Source organism: Albibacterium sp. (assembly GCF_035514885.1).
GTDB lineage: Bacteria > Bacteroidota > Bacteroidia > Sphingobacteriales > Sphingobacteriaceae > Albibacterium.
In genome coordinates, this window is sequence record NZ_DATJCH010000010.1 from 93,527 (window position 1) to 109,486 (window position 15,960).

Below are 15,960 nucleotides of genomic sequence, written 5' to 3' on the forward strand. Positions count from 1 at the left end.
TTTTTAGTCTAATTTTAATACAGCCATGAAAGCAGATTGCGGAATTTCCACATTCCCTACTTGGCGCATTCTCTTTTTACCCTTTTTTTGTTTTTCAAGAAGCTTACGTTTCCTGGAAATGTCACCACCATAACATTTAGCGGTTACATCTTTACGTAATGCCCGAACACTTTCTCTCGCTATAATTTTCGCACCGATAGATGCCTGAATAATAATTTCAAATTGCTGACGGGGAATTAATTCTTTTAACTTCTCACAGATTCTTTTCCCAAACTCATACGAATTGCTTCTATGAATCAATGAAGAAAGAGCATCTACAGGTTCAGAGTTTAACCGAATATCCAAACGAACCAGATCGGATTGTTTATAGCCAATCTGATGGTAGTCAAAAGAGGCATAACCTTTTGATATAGTCTTTAATTTATCATAGAAATCAAAGACGATTTCTCCCATCGGCATTTCGAAAATCAATTCAACCCGATCAGAAGTTAAATAGGACTGATTTATAATCATCCCCCTTTTCTGAATACATAAAGACATTACCGGACCAACATAGTCTGATTTTGTAATGATACTTGCCTTAATGAAGGGTTCTTCAATGTATTGAATTTTACTAATATCAGGCAGGTCTGATGGATTGTTAACTTTTATCTCACCATCCTTTGTCGTATGAGCAATATAAGAAACGTTAGGAACGGTAGTTATTACCGTCATATCAAACTCGCGCTCCAACCTTTCCTGAATAATCTCCATATGGAGCATACCCAAGAACCCGCAACGGAATCCAAAACCCAAAGCTGCCGATGACTCAGGCTCAAATACAAGCGATGCATCATTCAATTGCAAACGATGCATACTTTCTCTGAGTTCTTCATAATCTTCCGTATCTACAGGATAAATTCCTGCAAATACCATGGGCTTAACCTCTTCAAAACCCTGAATAGCCACTGTGCTAGGTCTTAAAACATTCGTTATGGTATCTCCAACTTTAACTTCGCGCGCTTCTTTTATACCCGAAACGATATAACCCACATCTCCGGTTGATATTTTATCCTTAGGCGCTTGTGTAAGCTTTAAGGTTCCTACTTCGTCAGCATAATATTCTTTACCGGTGGCAATAAACTTTACACGGTCGCCCTTTTTTATTTCTCCGTTCTGCACTTTAAAATAAGCCATAATCCCACGAAAGGAATTATATACCGAATCAAATATTAAAGCTTGTAGTGGAGCTTCAGGATCACCAACAGGTGCCGGAACCCTTTTAATGATAGCTTCTAAAATTTTATCTACACCTAATCCCGTTTTTCCAGATGCCGGAATAATATCTTCTCTTTTCCCGCCTATTAATTCAATAATCTGATCTTTTACTTCTTCCGGCATAGCACCAGGAAGATCCATTTTATTTAATATAGGGATGATCTCCAAGTCATGCTCCATTGCCAAATAAAGGTTGGAGATGGTTTGTGCCTGAATACCTTGAGAAGCATCCACAATTAATAGCGCTCCTTCGCAGGCAGCTATTGAACGTGAAACTTCATAGGAGAAATCGACGTGTCCGGGAGTATCAATTAAGTTGAAAATATATTTTTGACCTTCAAAGATATAATCCATCTGAATGGCATGGCTCTTAATGGTAATACCACGTTCTCTTTCTAAGTCCATATTATCCAATACCTGGTTCTGAGACTCACGTTGAGTTACTGTTTGTGTATGTTCCAACAAGCGATCTGCGAGGGTGCTTTTGCCATGATCGATATGGGCAATAATACAAAAATTGCGAATATGCTTCATTTATGGGAATAAGAAATGCGTTTTAAAAGGCAAAGATAAATCTTTGATTTGTAAAACGAGCAGAATTATTTATTAGGCATGATATTTCCTTGTTTTTCTTCATCAGAACGATTTTTTAAAGGATCGGGTAAGGGATTTCTCCTGATTTTAAGAAAGCTGTACTAAACTAGTCCGTACCAAGATAGTACCTCGTATAAGATTCCAGAGAGCTTTCACTCTAATTCAAGTGTTATGTCTACGCTATTTTGGTCGAAAAAGCGTAGACATAACACTTGAATAGCACTGGAAAAACTGTAGGATGTATTACAAGGTATGGACAAGGGTCATAGAAGGTCTGGATCGCTCAGGGTGAAGATTACTCTTTTTTCTCCTTTGGAGGAGTTTTTCGTTGTCTTCTTTTTAGTTTAATAATGTTTGTTTGGGATGTCAAATGGATTTTATCGGGTTCGCCGATTAAAAATCCGAAATGTGAGAGCGATGGGATAGAGTCAAGTATTACTTTTGTAATTGCAATGAGTGGAAGAGCTAAAATTAGTCCGGCTAAACCAAATAACATTCCTCCTAATAATAAACCAACAATAGACATTAATGGGTTTATGCTCACTTTGCTGCCTACTATATTGGGAGTTATAAAGTTCGCTTCCAGAAATTGAACGATTTGAAACCAAACAATTACCCCTATCGAATACCAGGCACTGTCCTTGGTCGCAATTGCGAATAAAGCGGGTAAAATGGAGCCTATCGCTATACCAATGTAAGGGATTAACATTAGTAAGGCAGCCAATATTCCAAAGAACCAGGCATAACTAATTCCCATTAATAATAATCCTGCTGTATTTAATATGGCAACAATACCCATTACGGTGATTAAACCAACCAGGTAGTTTTGAACTACGCTGTAGATGTTATTTAAGATGGTATTTACTCTTTCTTTACCGGTAGATTTAAATGAAATCAAGAAGAATTCGCGGAAGAAATCCCGATAATAGAGCATAAAGAACACAAATAATGGAACTAGAATTACACTGGATAAAATTCCTCCGATGGAACTGAATGCTGTTTGCAAATAGGTTGTTGCATTGGATAGGGCATTATCTGTAAATTCATGGAACTTTTGCGATATCATTACATCCGTTACTCCCAGCTTCGTGTTTGCCCAGTCTAATATAACAACAAGGATCCCCTGAAGCTTATCAGCCATGTCGTTCCCGTTTTTTCCAATATTAAGTGCCTGATTTACGATGAGGTAAATAAGTCCAGAGATTATGATGATTCCAATAATTACTGCAATAACTGAGGATAGTAATCTTGGAAACTTCCATCTCTCCATCATTCTTGATAAAGGATATAATGTAATGGCAAATAGCATACTGAATAGTAAGGGTACCAAAACACTTTGTAAGCAGTACATAATTAAAATAATTAAGACAATGCTGACTAAACGTGCTGCTACTGTAAAGACAGAAGTTTGTGAAAGAGGGTTTTGCTCCATATTTTGTATTCAGTTATACGTGGTAGGATACTATAATACTACATAAAAAAATTGTTAAATGAAATTTAAGTCGATAGAATCCGTGTTTTTTAATTAACAAGTGATCTATTTATTAGTTTTGAATTGATTGTTGTGTGGCAGAAATTATAAACTTTATCTAACTTTATCACATTGATAATTTCAAAACAAGTTAATATAATATGATAAAGACCGTGATCAGTGCCCTTGTATTTTCATTTTTATCTTTTTCTGCTTTTGCACAAACCGATTTACTTAAACAGCAGATCGAACAGGTTCTTGCAGGCAAAAAGGCGACTGTCGGTGTTGCCGTTTATGGTTTCGAAAAGGGCGATACGCTAAGTGTTAATAACCAAATTCACTATCCATTGCAAAGTATTTTTAAATTCCATATTGCTTTGGCTGTTTTGAATAGAGTAGATAAAGGGGAGCTGGCACTTGATCAAAAAATATTAATCACGAAAAAGGATCTGTTGCCAGATACCTGGAGTCCTATCCGAGATGATTATCCCAATGGTAATGTTCAACTCACGATAGCCAAAATTATAGAATATACTATTGCCCAAAGCGATAATAATGGTTGCGATATTCTTTTGAGATTAATTGGAGGTGCTGAAACTGTTAATGATTATATAAAAAGCATTGGTGTTAAGGACTTTTCTATTCGGGTAAATGAGGAAGAAATGCACAGAGAATGGAATATTCAGTTTTTAAACTGGACAACACCCGAATCTACTATTGAAGTATTACGCAAATTTCATAAGGGCAAGATCCTGTCGGAAGAAAGTTATGATTTCTTATGGAAGACAATGGCAGGCACCACGACAGGGGTGAAGAGAATAAAGGGAAAATTACCGGCTGGAACCACCGTTGCTCATAAGACAGGAACTTCCGGAACAAACGAGGAGGGGATAACAGCAGCTATAAATGATGTAGGGATTGTTACTTTGCCGACAGGGGAAGATTTTGCAATAAGTGTTTTTGTTTCTAATTCAAAAGAATCTCAGGAAACAAACGAGCGTATCATTGCTGAAGTATCAAAATTAGTATGGGATTGGTTTGTAAATCAAGAACCATCTTAGCTAACTTCAAAACTATTAAGCACTTGGCTTGTTTATTAAATAAAATAAACAGGACATTATGGAACAAATGAACGTTGAAGAAGTATTTAAGATAACAATCGATTTCGAAGCCGATAATCTTCCTAAAACAGTAAAGATATTTCGACCGTTATTATTTAATGAAGGTGAAGGTTTTCGATCTGTGCTTGGTCCTGATCTGCAAAAGGGGATTGTGGGTTACGGAGATTCATTAGATGAAGCATTGCTTGACTGGGATAAAAATCTAAAAGAACGGATTAAATCTAAGAACATTAATGATGAAGTTGCTCAATATGTAATTGATACATTAAATACTTCTGTTAATGATGTTTGGTAAGATAAGACTGTTAAAGAGTCCAAACTCGAACATTTTTACAAAAAAATGTAAGATTAATTAAGAAACCCTTGCAAATAACTGTGAATTAGTTAATTACAAGGGTTGTTGGTGTCCCCGACGAGATTCGAACTCATATCATCAGAACCGGAATCTGACATTCTATCCATTGAACTACGGGGACGGTGCGCAAAGATAGAATAATCAACCGTTTATTTCAAGCATATAATGAACACATCCGTGATCTATAAGAACTTTATTTCCATCCGCCACCTAATGAGCGATAAAGATTTACAATAGCTGTTAGCTGTTGTAAATGGTCGTTGACGCTAGAAAGCTGTGCTTGTAATAAACTTTGTCTTGCTGTAATTACTTCTGTATAGTTTGCGAAACCATTCTCAAGAAGTTCTTGGGAGTAATCTGCTGATTTTTGAAGTGCATCCGTTTGTTTCGCACGAATGGTTATTTTCTGTTTGGCCATTTCGTATGAAGATAATGCATTTGAAACCTCTTGTCCGGCAACCAGCAATGCATTTTTGAAATTCAACCTTGCTTCTTCCTGTTGAGCTAATGCAACCTCTAAACGGGTTCTATTAGCGCGTCCGTTAAAAATGGGTTGTGTTAAACTTCCGCCAATACTGGCAAGCCATGAACCTGGATCTAGTAAAGTACTTAAAACATCTGAACTAAAGCCTGCCGACCCGGTAATAGAAAGAGTAGGGTAAAAGGATGCTCTTGCTACATTGGTTAATTCAAATTGTGTTCTGAAATTCAATTCTGCCTGCATGACATCCGGACGGTTAGCCAATAATTGAGCAGGTACACCTGCATTGAGAGAGCTCAAGGTTTGTTGATTGATTAATTTACCCCTTTCGATACTTCCCGGTGCAGAACCTATCAGAATGCTCAAGGCATTTTCTGTTTCTCTAATAGATTGTTTAAGATCCGGAATGGTAACTTCGGCTGCATAGCGTTGTGCTTCACTTTGTACCACTGCTGCTTCTGTAACGGTTGCAGCTTCTTTTAAAGCTTTCATTGTTGTTACGGTGGTATCCCAGTTGATAACAGTTTGTTGAGTAATCTGTAATTGCTCATCCATGGCCAATAAACGGTAGTAATAATTTGCAATGGATGATATCAGACCTGTTTGTATAGCTTTTGCTGCTGCTTCCGTTTGAAGTAAATTGGCAAATTCTGCACGTTTACTGCTGCTTAATTTACCCCAGATATCAAGTTCCCAGGCAGACGATGCTCCCAATGTATATTGAGTTTTCGCACTGGTAGCTCCTGCACCTATGCTCAAGCTGGGTAGCAAAGCTGCTTTGCTCTGATCGAAATAAGCTTGTGCTTGTTGAATACGGGTATATGCAGATAATAGATTCGGATTGTAATTTAAGCCTTTCTGTATCAAGCTTTGCAAAGCAGGGTCTGTAAATACTTCGTTCCAGCTTAAATGAGCAATCGTATTGGTATCTGTTGTGTTTATGTCTCTATAAAGGCTATCTGTATTGATTTCCGGTGCCTGGTAGCGTTTGGTTACCGAGCATGAAGAAAGGATGCCGATGAGAGACACGAAGAGTATAGAGCTTAAAACTCGCTTAGTCATAATCTTATTATTAAACATAATCCGTATTGGTGTTTGAGGTGTCTTCAATTGCTGTTTGAGCTTTCCCACTAATACGTTCTTGTAAACCTTGGAAAATAACGAATAGGGCAGGGATAACAAATACACCGAAAATAGTTCCGATAAGCATTCCACCGATAGCACCCGTACCAATTGCACGATTACCCACTGCACCTGCGCCTCCCGATAATGCTAATGGTACTAAACCAAATATAAATGCGAATGAAGTCATTAGAATAGGTCTTAAACGTGCTTGTGCTCCTTCTAGGGCTGCCTGAACAATGGGCATTCCATTTCTTCTTCTTGCTATCGAGAATTCCACAATCAAAATGGCATTCTTTGATAGTAATCCCACCAGCATTATTAGACTGATCTGGAGATAAATATTATCGGTAACCCCGAACATGTTGGCAAAAATATAGGTTCCTGCTAGACCCATTGGAAGCGATAGCAGTACAGCAAATGGTAATATATAGCTCTCATACTGTGCGCTTAAAAGCAGATACACAAATACAATAACCAATAAGAAGATAAATAACGTTTGACTACCTGCGGAGATTTCTTCCCGGGTTAGTCCAGAAAATTCAAAGGCATATCCCACCGGAAGTGATGTTGCGGCTACTTCTTCAATTGCTTTAATGGCATCACCTGAACTATATCCCGGATTAGGAGAACCTTGGATTCTGATTGCAGTATAGAGGTTAAACCGTGAGATCGACTGTGGGCCATATACTTTATTAAGTGTAATGAAGCTGCTGATAGGAGCCATATCTCCATTTTTATTTCTCACGAAAATAGCATTCAGACCTTCAGGATTGGCTCGATATTCAGGCTCTGCCTGATACATTACACGATATTGTTTTCCAAATTGATTAAAGTTGGAAGCATACGATCCGCCATAATAACCTTGCATGGTACCTAGTATGTCATTTACAGTAAAACCTGCTTCTTTGGTTTTTTCAACATTAACTTCAATTTCGTATTGAGGAAAATTGGGGTCAAAAGAGGTGGTTGCTGATTGAATTTCCGGTCTTTCGCTTAGTGCAGATATAAAATCATTGCCTACTTTGCTAAATGTTGCTATATCAGAGCCTGTCCGATTTTGTAATTGGAACTCAAAGCCCTGTGAGTTACCAAAACCCTGAATAGGAGAAGGGGTAAAGAAAATAACCCGTGCTTCTTTTATATCTTTTGTTTTTGCAATTAATTTCCCAATAATCGACTGAACATCTTGCCCTTCACCTTTCCGTTGATCCCAGCTTTTTAGTTTAACAATTAACATGGCATAACTACTACCCTGACCACTAATTTGTCCGTTTCCTGTTATCCTCAAAACATTTTCCACCTCAGGTATCGACTGTACAATTTTTTCTACTTCACTAGAAACAGCCTCTGTGCGCTCAAAAGATGAAGAGGCAGGTAAAGCAATATCTACGTTGATAGAGCCGGTATCTTCAGTAGGTACGAAAGCGGTAGGCGTTACCAATGTCAGGTAGTAAAATATCCCTCCAAACGCAATAATCCCTGCTACTGCGATCCATTTTCTTTTAATTATAAACGAAACAGATTTTTTATATTTATGAGTAGTAGCATCAAAAGCTACGTTAAAGGCCGCGTAAAACCGTTCTAGAAAATTTTGCTTTTTATGCTCTTCTGCATGAGGTTTTAAGAAGAGCGCACAAAGGGCCGGACTTAATGTTAACGCGTTAACAGCAGATATAATAATAGCTACGGCCAAGGTCAATCCAAATTGTTGATAAAACACTCCCGCAGAGCCGGTAATGAAACTTATCGGGACAAATACGGCAGCCATAATGAGCGTAATGGAAATAATGGCACCAGTAATCTCACCCATAGCATCCTTGGTGGCGGCAAGGGAGGAAGTGTAACCTTCGTCCAGTTTGGCATGGACCGCCTCGACGACGACAATCGCATCATCCACTACAATACCAATTGCTAAAAGAAGTGCGAAGAGAGTAAGTAAGTTAATAGTAAACCCAAATAGATTCAGGAAAAAGAACGTACCGATAATGGCCACGGGTACGGCGATAGCCGGTATCAAGGTAGAGCGGAAATCTTGCAGGAAGATAAATACTACCAAGAATACCAGAATAAATGCTTCTATTAACGTAGTGATAACTTTACTGATGGAGGCATCTAGAAAGTCGTTTGCATTTACAAGAATGGTGTATTTAATCCCTTTAGGGAAAGATTGGGAAGCCTCTTCCAATACTTTTAAGCTTCCTTCAATTACTTCCTGTGCGTTTGACCCAGCTGTCTGACTAACGGCAACACCCACCGATGGTTTGCCATTAGTGGTTGAGGAGGTTGCATAGTTCATAGCACCTAATTCAACTTTAGCCACATCTTTCAGGCGCAGGTACTGTCCGTCGCCACCTGCCCGAATAATAAGGTTTTCAAATTCGGTCACATTTTTTAGTCGCCCGGTATATTTGATCGTATATTGAAAAGACTGCATACCCTGTTCGCCAAATTGGCCGGGAGCTGCCTCGATATTCTGCTCTGCCAGAGCTGCACTAATATCGCTTGGAATTAAGCCATAGGTAGACATGATATCAGGTTTGAGCCAGATACGCATGGTATAGTCCATTTGTCCAAACGCTCTTGCTTCTCCCACACCTGAAACTCGTTTCATTAATGGAACAAGATTTATCTCTGCATAATTCTGCAGAAAGGTTTGGTCATAAGTAGGATCATCACTGTATAGAGCAAAAACAACTAGGTTACTGCTCTGCGATTTAAAAGTAGAAACACCTGAACGGGTAACTTCCTGAGGTAATTGGCTGGTAGCACGTGCAACACGGTTTTGTACGTTAACAGCTGCTATATCCGGATCAGTACCAGTTTTAAAAACGATTGAAATACGCGCACTTCCGTTATTGCCGGCGGATGAACTCATGTAATCCATGTCTTCAACACCGTTAATCTGCTCTTCCAGCGGCACAATAACACTCGTTAAAACAACATCGGCATTTGCTCCCTGGTAAGAAGCCGATACAACAACAGTCGGAGGTGCTATAACAGGATATTGACTAATAGGTAAACTAATCAGTCCTAAAATCCCCAGTAATACAATCATAATTGATATTACTGTAGCTAGAACCGGCCGTTCAATAAAGTAATTAAACATAATTTATTATTAAATATCTTCCTTAAAAGAGAATTTTGTTTATTTGTTAATTGATTGGTATAAGCTGTCAGTGTTTACTGTAACGGGTTTTATAACCAAACCATCTCTTAATGTTGCCAAGCCTTCCATTGCAATTTTATCGCCAACAGATAATCCTTCTGTTACAATATAAAATTGTCCGTCGTTATTTCTTAAAACAGTGATTGGTTTACTTACTACTGACCCATCATCCTGAACATTATAGACAAATCTCTTTCCCTGTATTTCAAAAGTTGATTTTTGGGGTATAACAATTGCTGATTCATAGGTGACAGGAATCGTTACAACTCCGCTGCTGCCACTTCTAATGGTGTTATCTGGATTTGGGAAATTAGCACGAACACTAATGGAACCAGTTGAAGTGTTAATAAGTCCGCTGGTGGTTTCAATCTTTCCTGGATAAGGAAATTGAACGCCATTGGCTAAAATAAGTGAAACAGGAGGCATCGCTGCCAGGCTCGCTTTTGTTGAAGTTCCATTAAACTTTCCGGAGATTTCAAGTGCTTCTTTCTCGTTAATTGAGAAATAAGCATAGATATTGGTAATATTTGAAACAACAGTTAAAGGTTGTGCTGTATTGCTGCTTACTAAGCTCCCGATTTTATAAGGCAATGTGCCAATCACTCCGTTTACCGGGCTGGTTATTTCGGTGTATCCCAGATTGGTTGTAGCATTGACTAAATCTGCTTTTGCCTTAGCTAACTGAGCTTTTTGAGTTTCAAGATTGAATTGAGCACCTTCTAATTGATATCTGCTAATAATGTTTTTCTCAACAAGGGGACGTATTTTGTTTACTTCCATTTGTGCAGAATTAACACCGGCTTCTGCGATTTGAATTGTAGCACGTGCAGATCTTACACCTTGCTCATATTGAGGCGCGTTGATTAAAAAAAGAGGCTGCCCCTTTCTTACAGTAGCACCCTCATCAACGTATATTTTCTCAATAAAACCATCTACCTTTGGCCGGATCTCGATGTTTTGCTCGCCTTCAATGGTTGCAGGGTATCTGCTATTTAATGTAATTGACTGGGGCTGTATGGTAATTACAGGAAAGTCCATAACTTGATTACCTGCTGCATTGTCTGTGCCTTTATTTTCACCACATGAAGAAAGCAATAGTAAGGCAGGGATAATAAAAGCTGATAGTGGTTTTATCCTATTAAGCATAAAATTAATTGGTTGTAGTTAATATCTGATGAATTCAAATGTACAATAAAACAGGTAGTAAATGGGTTTAAAACAAATACAAAAGGTAAATATTGTGTTACAACTTACCTTGTCTTAATTTTTACCTAGCCTTAATAATTTCAATCACACGATCCAAGCATATTTTAAACCAGGGAGTGAACTCTTCAGGTTTATTTTGGATTGCATGTTCTAAATCGGTTATATTGATATATTTAAAATCAGCAACTTCTTGATGGTTTATAATTGGTAGAGAGTCGCTGACTCCAAAAAATACATGATCTATTTCATGTTCAATAAGCCCATTCTCAAATGAGGCTTTATATTGAAATTGGAAGCGATGGGTTAAGTCGCAACTTAAACCCATCTCTTCCATTAATCTTCTATTTGCAGCATCTTCGGTACTTTCATTGTCGCGAGGATGGCTGCAACAGGTGTTACTCCATTTGCCGGCGGAATGATATTTATCAAACGCCCTTTGTTGAAGGAGCATTTCACCCTTGTCATTAAATATAAAAATGGAAAAAGCACGATGTAAAGCGCCCTTTTGATGAGCCTCGATCTTTTCCATCGTTCCAATTGGATTGTCTTTCTCATCAACGAGAATTACATACTCATCCATTTTATTGAAATTTAAAGTGCTTTTAATGCAGCTGAATAGTTTGGTTCTTGTGTAATTTCAGGAACTTGTTCTTCATAAACGATATCTCCATCTGCATTAATTACAACTACTGAACGGCTTAATAAGCCTTTGAGAGGGCCGTCTACCATTTGAACTCCATATTCTTCACCAAAATTGGTTCTGAAATCGGACAGCATTTCCACATTTTTTATTCCTTGAGCCGCACAGAACTCTGATTGAGCAAATGGTAAATCTTTTGAAATACAAAGTACTACTGTATTTTCTAAGCTTGCTGCCTCTTCGTTGAATTTTCTAACAGAAGTTGCACAAACGCCTGTGTTCACGCTTGGAAAAATATTAAGGATAACATTTTTTCCTTTATAGCCTGATAGGCTTTTGTCGGATAAGTCAGTTCCAACTAAGGTGAAATCTTTTGCTTTATTTCCAACTGCGGGTAAGTTTCCAACAGTTTGTACATTACTTCCTTTAAATGTAATTGTAGCCATGATATATTGTTTTGAATTTAATTAATATTTTGAAAGATTGTTTTCCAAATATAGAATAATTACGAATCCTTTCCAATAAGATATATGCAATACAGGCTTTAAAGCTTATGTTTACAATCAGATGATTGTAAACTTTTTAAATTAATTTGATCCTAATTTTTTATTTATATCTCGGAAGGTCGTTAGTTGACTATCGTCCATGCAGGCAATGATGGCTTCAATAGCTCGTTTTGTTTCTGTTGGGTTTGCGATATGTATCGAAGTTACACCCATTTCTTTGGCCGGATAATCGTTTCCACCCGGAAATATAGCATCGCCGATAAATATCATTTCTGAAAGGTCGATCTTTAGAATATCCAGAAGCTTTTTAATGCCGTAGGATTTATCAATACCTGGTTTTGTAATATCTATTGAAGTGGTACCTCCTAATCGAACAGAAAATTCAGGGATTAACGTATCCAAGATTTCTTTAATCTTCTCTCGTTTAACAAAGTTGGGATCCCATATTGTCTTTTCTTCCAAAGGTGCATGTTGCCCTAATGCGGAAAAGGTTATTTGACTTTCACGATCTTCAATTTGTTCTCCCCAGGTTTTCTTTATAATCAAATTAGACTGGGCTAAGGCTTGTTTTAATGAGCTAAATATTTTTGCTTTCTCGTCTTTTGTAAGATCATCGGCATAAAGCTTTTTCCATTCGTTTTCATAGCCATAGAATTTGGTTCCACATGTTGGGAGGATGGTTAAATTCTTGAGATTGCTATCTTTGGGCAGTTTCTCAACAACTTGTTTTTGAAATTGCGCCCAGTCACCTCCGGAAATTACCGATACTTTCAAGATCTTTAAAAGCCCCTTTAAAAGCACAGCCATTTCCTCATCAATTGATAATTTACTTTTGGCAAGTGTTCCGTCGAGATCGAATATAATCAGCTTCTTCATTTTTTGTTATCTTTTATCATAATTACCATTTCTGCACTTGCAATAGTAACTTCCCAACGATAGAATTCACCTCCCAGATCTGATTTGTCATTCAGACCGATACGGATGATTGGATGCCCCGCCTTTTCAAGAAGATCAAGTTTTTTTCACTGATAGTATTGACTTGTTTCTTATCTATTCTCCAGAGATAGGGATCCTGTTTAAACAATCGTTTTCAAATTGTTTGCTCTGTTAACAGCTTTGTATAGTCTTTTGGCTTCAATCATAGAGCCTTCAGTATCTCTGGCAAGATATGGAGAGACCTCTAACCTGACAAAACCATCCGTGCCTTCGGATGAATCAAATACCGACAACAATTATCACAAGCGTTTTGAAACTAATTGTGTTTTTCATTTCATATTTACATCTTCTATGGTGGTTATTTTAGCTAATCTTCTTTTATGACGAGGTTCATCGGTGAATCGGGCGTTTAAAAAGGCACGTATAATATCTTTGGCTAAGTCGATACCAACTACCCGTTGGCCAATGCATAGAACATTAGCATCATCATGCTCTACCGATTGATGTGCGGAATATGTATCGTGACAAACAGCGGCCCTGATGCCTTTAAATTTATTAGCAGTTACGCTTACTCCAACCGCACTGCCACAGATCAGGATCCCTCGCTCGGCTTCTTTATTTTGCAGCGATTCTGCGACCTTTGCTGCATAATCGGGGTAGTCGTCGTCAGCTATTTCAGAATAGGCACCTAAATCGTGTATGGAGTAACCTTCTTCCTTTAGCAAGCCGGCTAAAATAGATTTGTATTCAAATCCGGCATGATCAGAACTTAAAACAACCTTCATGATTTCTTATTGTATAATTCTTTTACTTTACTAACAACATGCTCAACTGTAAATCCATAATGCTTAAATAGGTCTTTAGCAGGAGCACTTTCTCCAAAAATAGAGATGCCAATTACAGCACCCTCTTCACCAACCCATTCTTCCCAACCTTGTGGAGAGCCAGCCTCTACTGCAAGACGTGATTTGCAATCGGGGTTGAGTACGGAATTTCGATAGGCTTCTGGTTGCTTTCTGAAAACCTCCCAGCTAGGCATGCTAACAACACGCGTATTAATGCCCTGGTTGAGAAGTTCTTTTTGAGCTTCCAGAACCAGCTGGACTTCAGAGCCTGTTGCAATTAAAATAGCATCAAGTTGCTTGTCCTGTTCTTTTGATAGAATATAAGCTCCATTTGATAATCCATTAGCGCTAGAAACTTCAGTTCTATCAAAAATGGGCAACTTTTGTCGAGTCAGCACCAGCATCGTTGGTCCTTCGGTTTTCTCTAATGCATATTTCCATGCTATCACCGCCTCGTTTGCATCGGCTGGCCGGATTACACACATATTGGGCATTGCTCTGAGAGAGGCTAATTGTTCAATGGATTGGTGAGTTGTTCCATCCTCGCCAAGTCCGATAGAATCATGCGTCATTACATAAATGACCGGTAATTTCATGATAGAGGCCAAACGAATGGCGGGTCGGGCATAATCGGTAAAAATGAAGAACGTTGATGCATAAGGTCGAAGGCCTCCATGAAGCGCTAATCCGGAGCTTGCAGCACACATTACATGCTCCCTGATTCCCCAAGCTATGTTTCGGTTTGCATATTTCCCTTTCTCAAAGTAACCTGAACTTTTAATCATTGTTAAGGTCGAGGGCTCCAGATCTGCACTACCTCCAATTAACCAAGGAACGTTATCTGCGATTGCATTAATGAAACTGGAATTAATTTCTCGCGTTGCTTTCGGACCGTCTTTTGGTAAATAAACCGGCAAGTTCTTATCCCAATCTGGTGATAGTTTTTGCTCTAGGCTGTTTTCTAATTGTTGATATAGCTCGGGATATTTTGATTGGTAGCTATCACATAAGGTTTTCCATTCTTCTTCCAATTCGTTTCCTTTAGCTATCAAAGTGTTCATATGTGTTTTCACATCATCCGGAACAAGAAACTTTGCATCTTCAGGCCATCCGTAGAATTTTTTAGTCAACTTTATTTCCTCTTCCCCTAATGGTGATCCATGTGCTTCTGGCGTATCTTGTTTATTGGGTGATCCATAACCAATATGTGTTTTTAAAATAATAATGGAGGGCTTATCTTTTACTGTTTTTGCATGTTCGTAAGCACTGGATATTTGATCGATATTATTTCCCCCATCAGTTAATTCCTGAACATCCCAATGATAGCTTTCAAAACGTTTGGCTACATCATCCGAATAGCTGAGTGAAGTATTTCCTTCAATAGTAATGTGGTTATTGTCATAAAGGCAAATGAGTTTTCCTAATCCTAAATGACCGGCAACAGAAGCTGCTTCATGCGAAGCTCCTTCCATGAGGTCACCGTCGCTACAAAACACATAGGTATAATGATCAATGATCTTTTCTTCTTTATTATAGATTGCTGCAAGATGTGCCTCAGCCATTGCCATCCCAACAGCGGTCATAATTCCCTGCCCTAAAGGTCCTGTAGTAGTTTCTATCCCCGGAGTTAGTCCAAATTCCGGATGTCCGGGAGTATTACTACCCCATTGTCTGAAATTCTTTAAATCGTCAAGCGAAATATCATAACCACATAGGTGTAACATCGCATATTGAAGCATAGATGCATGGCCATTTGAAAGAATAAAACGGTCTCTATTTAACCATTTTGGATTTTTAGGGTTGAATCGAAGATGGTTCATCCATAATGCAAATGCAGCAGGAGCCAAGGCCATGGGTGTTCCCGGATGTCCGGAATTAGCTTTTTGTACTGCATCCATTGCTAAGCATCGTATCGTATCAACGCATTTTTCGTTTATATTCATGAGATTTAATTAAGATTCGTTATTGTAAAATTACAAGTGTAATTAACTATTGTTTTTATTCTTAGAATAATGACTTGCTTCAAACAATTGCTCCAGTCTATCGTAATATTCACCTCGATTTGCCATGCTATTATTGGATGCCCGTTGGAGCAATGAAATGCTTTCATCCATTGCCAGAATACCTCCATCTTTAGCAACCAGGGTCATAGCTATTTCGATTAGCTCTTTCAATTTCATTGAGGATAATTAAAGCGGGGAGTCCCAATCTCCGATTTTAATTCAGGACATTTTCTTTTTATAAACAATTTATAATT

At 38.2% G+C, this 15,960-nt stretch carries 14 protein-coding genes and 1 tRNA gene; 2 read left to right on the top strand and 13 right to left on the bottom strand.

Annotated elements, in window-relative coordinates; all coding sequences use genetic code 11:
* Nucleotides 1-3 precede the first annotated feature (3 nt).
* Complete coding sequence (gene lepA, locus VL047_RS03130) at nucleotides 4-1,791, bottom strand: translation elongation factor 4 (protein ID WP_325358421.1); 1,788 nt, start codon at nucleotides 1,789-1,791, stop codon at nucleotides 4-6.
* Nucleotides 1,792-2,146: 355 nt separating this feature from the next.
* Nucleotides 2,147-3,283 carry an AI-2E family transporter gene (locus VL047_RS03135; RefSeq protein WP_325358423.1) on the bottom strand — a complete coding sequence of 379 codons (1,137 nt, stop codon included), beginning with the start codon at nucleotides 3,281-3,283 and terminating at the stop codon, nucleotides 2,147-2,149.
* Between the two features lie 200 nt (nucleotides 3,284-3,483).
* Between VL047_RS03135 and bla the strand changes: the two genes are divergently transcribed.
* On the top strand, nucleotides 3,484-4,383 hold the full coding sequence (gene bla / locus VL047_RS03140) for a class A beta-lactamase, subclass A2 (RefSeq protein WP_325358425.1): 900 nt from the start codon (nucleotides 3,484-3,486) through the stop codon (nucleotides 4,381-4,383).
* A gap of 58 nt (nucleotides 4,384-4,441) precedes the next feature.
* Entirely contained in the window at nucleotides 4,442-4,738 is a 297-nt protein-coding gene (locus VL047_RS03145; protein ID WP_325358427.1) for a hypothetical protein, read from the top strand.
* 106 nt (nucleotides 4,739-4,844) lie between these two features.
* Here VL047_RS03145 and VL047_RS03150 read toward each other — a convergent pair.
* The 11 genes from VL047_RS03150 to VL047_RS03195 all read right to left on the bottom strand — a co-directional run bounded on the left by VL047_RS03150 (nucleotide 4,845) and on the right by VL047_RS03195 (nucleotide 15,883).
* Nucleotides 4,845-4,919 (bottom strand) — tRNA-Arg (locus VL047_RS03150).
* A 72-nt stretch (nucleotides 4,920-4,991) separates the two neighbouring features.
* Nucleotides 4,992-6,341 carry a TolC family protein gene (locus tag VL047_RS03155; protein WP_325358429.1) on the bottom strand — a complete coding sequence of 450 codons (1,350 nt, stop codon included), beginning with the start codon at nucleotides 6,339-6,341 and terminating at the stop codon, nucleotides 4,992-4,994.
* 10 nt (nucleotides 6,342-6,351) lie between these two features.
* The gene (locus VL047_RS03160; RefSeq protein ID WP_325358431.1) at nucleotides 6,352-9,510 is read right to left on the bottom strand and encodes an efflux RND transporter permease subunit; all 3,159 of its coding nucleotides are present in this window, start codon (nucleotides 9,508-9,510) and stop codon (nucleotides 6,352-6,354) included.
* A gap of 39 nt (nucleotides 9,511-9,549) precedes the next feature.
* Nucleotides 9,550-10,716 (bottom strand): efflux RND transporter periplasmic adaptor subunit, encoded by a 1,167-nt coding sequence (locus tag VL047_RS03165; RefSeq protein ID WP_325358433.1) that lies wholly within the window; start codon nucleotides 10,714-10,716, stop codon nucleotides 9,550-9,552.
* A gap of 121 nt (nucleotides 10,717-10,837) precedes the next feature.
* On the bottom strand, nucleotides 10,838-11,356 hold the full coding sequence (gene idi / locus VL047_RS03170; protein ID WP_325358434.1) for an isopentenyl-diphosphate Delta-isomerase: 519 nt from the start codon (nucleotides 11,354-11,356) through the stop codon (nucleotides 10,838-10,840).
* 11 nt (nucleotides 11,357-11,367) lie between these two features.
* Complete coding sequence (gene tpx / locus VL047_RS03175; RefSeq protein ID WP_325358436.1) at nucleotides 11,368-11,862, bottom strand: thiol peroxidase; 495 nt, start codon at nucleotides 11,860-11,862, stop codon at nucleotides 11,368-11,370.
* 141 nt (nucleotides 11,863-12,003) lie between these two features.
* Nucleotides 12,004-12,798 carry an HAD-IIB family hydrolase gene (locus VL047_RS03180; RefSeq protein ID WP_325358438.1) on the bottom strand — a complete coding sequence of 265 codons (795 nt, stop codon included), beginning with the start codon at nucleotides 12,796-12,798 and terminating at the stop codon, nucleotides 12,004-12,006.
* Nucleotides 12,799-12,998: 200 nt separating this feature from the next.
* On the bottom strand, nucleotides 12,999-13,154 hold the full coding sequence (locus tag VL047_RS13550; protein ID WP_414635302.1) for a transaldolase family protein: 156 nt from the start codon (nucleotides 13,152-13,154) through the stop codon (nucleotides 12,999-13,001).
* A 33-nt stretch (nucleotides 13,155-13,187) separates the two neighbouring features.
* Nucleotides 13,188-13,643 carry a ribose 5-phosphate isomerase B gene (gene rpiB, locus VL047_RS03185; protein ID WP_325358440.1) on the bottom strand — a complete coding sequence of 152 codons (456 nt, stop codon included), beginning with the start codon at nucleotides 13,641-13,643 and terminating at the stop codon, nucleotides 13,188-13,190.
* Nucleotides 13,640-15,646, bottom strand: a complete 2,007-nt coding sequence (gene tkt / locus VL047_RS03190; protein WP_325358442.1) for a transketolase — start codon at nucleotides 15,644-15,646, stop codon at nucleotides 13,640-13,642. Before tkt ends, rpiB begins: the two co-directional genes overlap by 4 nt.
* Before the next feature lie 42 nt (nucleotides 15,647-15,688).
* On the bottom strand, nucleotides 15,689-15,883 hold the full coding sequence (locus VL047_RS03195) for a hypothetical protein (protein WP_325358444.1): 195 nt from the start codon (nucleotides 15,881-15,883) through the stop codon (nucleotides 15,689-15,691).
* Nucleotides 15,884-15,960 lie beyond the last annotated feature (77 nt).